Consider the following 1291-nt stretch of genomic DNA (forward strand, 5'->3'; position numbering starts at 1 on the left):
TAAGCCCACGCCGGTCGAAGATACCAGGCCGCTGCGACTGTTTATTAAAAACACAGCACTCTGCAAACACGAAAGTGGACGTATAGGGTGTGACGCCTGCCCGGTGCCGGAAGGTTAATTGATGGGGTTAGCTAACGCGAAGCTCTTGATCGAAGCCCCGGTAAACGGCGGCCGTAACTATAACGGTCCTAAGGTAGCGAAATTCCTTGTCGGGTAAGTTCCGACCTGCACGAATGGCGTAACGATGGCGGCGCTGTCTCCACCCGAGACTCAGTGAAATTGAAATCGCTGTGAAGATGCAGTGTATCCGCGGCTAGACGGAAAGACCCCGTGAACCTTTACTATAGCTTTGCACTGGACTTTGAATTTGCTTGTGTAGGATAGGTGGGAGGCTTTGAAGTGTGGACGCCAGTCTGCATGGAGCCAACCTTGAAATACCACCCTGGCAACTTTGAGGTTCTAACTCAGGTCCGTTATCCGGATCGAGGACAGTGTATGGTGGGTAGTTTGACTGGGGCGGTCTCCTCCTAAAGAGTAACGGAGGAGTACGAAGGTGCGCTCAGACCGGTCGGAAATCGGTCGTAGAGTATAAAGGCAAAAGCGCGCTTGACTGCGAGACAGACACGTCGAGCAGGTACGAAAGTAGGTCTTAGTGATCCGGTGGTTCTGTATGGAAGGGCCATCGCTCAACGGATAAAAGGTACTCCGGGGATAACAGGCTGATACCGCCCAAGAGTTCATATCGACGGCGGTGTTTGGCACCTCGATGTCGGCTCATCACATCCTGGGGCTGAAGCCGGTCCCAAGGGTATGGCTGTTCGCCATTTAAAGTGGTACGCGAGCTGGGTTTAGAACGTCGTGAGACAGTTCGGTCCCTATCTGCCGTGGACGTTTGAGATTTGAGAGGGGCTGCTCCTAGTACGAGAGGACCGGAGTGGACGAACCTCTGGTGTTCCGGTTGTCACGCCAGTGGCATTGCCGGGTAGCTATGTTCGGGAAAGATAACCGCTGAAAGCATCTAAGCGGGAAACTTGCCTCAAGATGAGATCTCACTGGAACCTTGAGTTCCCTAAAGGGCCGTCGAAGACTACGACGTTGATAGGTTGGGTGTGTAAGCGCTGTGAGGCGTTGAGCTAACCAATACTAATTGCCCGTGAGGCTTGACCATATAACACCCAAGCAATTTGCGTTCTTGGTGACAAGAACAGACAAGTTGCGGTGTGTGAAGACGATACAAACCGAAAGTTTGCACAACACACAAATCTATTACATACCCATTCGCTGGAACGTT

1 rRNA gene is annotated in these 1291 nt (G+C 52.2%); it reads left to right on the plus strand.

The features are described 5' to 3' along the window. Window positions 1-1168: ribosomal RNA gene (locus tag EQV90_RS21655) — 23S ribosomal RNA — on the plus strand; the annotation flags it as partial. Window positions 1169-1291 lie beyond the last annotated feature (123 nt).

The sequence above is a fragment of the Pseudomonas sp. TMW22089 genome, assembly GCF_022496645.1.
GTDB classification, from domain to species: Bacteria; Pseudomonadota; Gammaproteobacteria; order Pseudomonadales; family Pseudomonadaceae; genus Aquipseudomonas; species Aquipseudomonas paraversuta.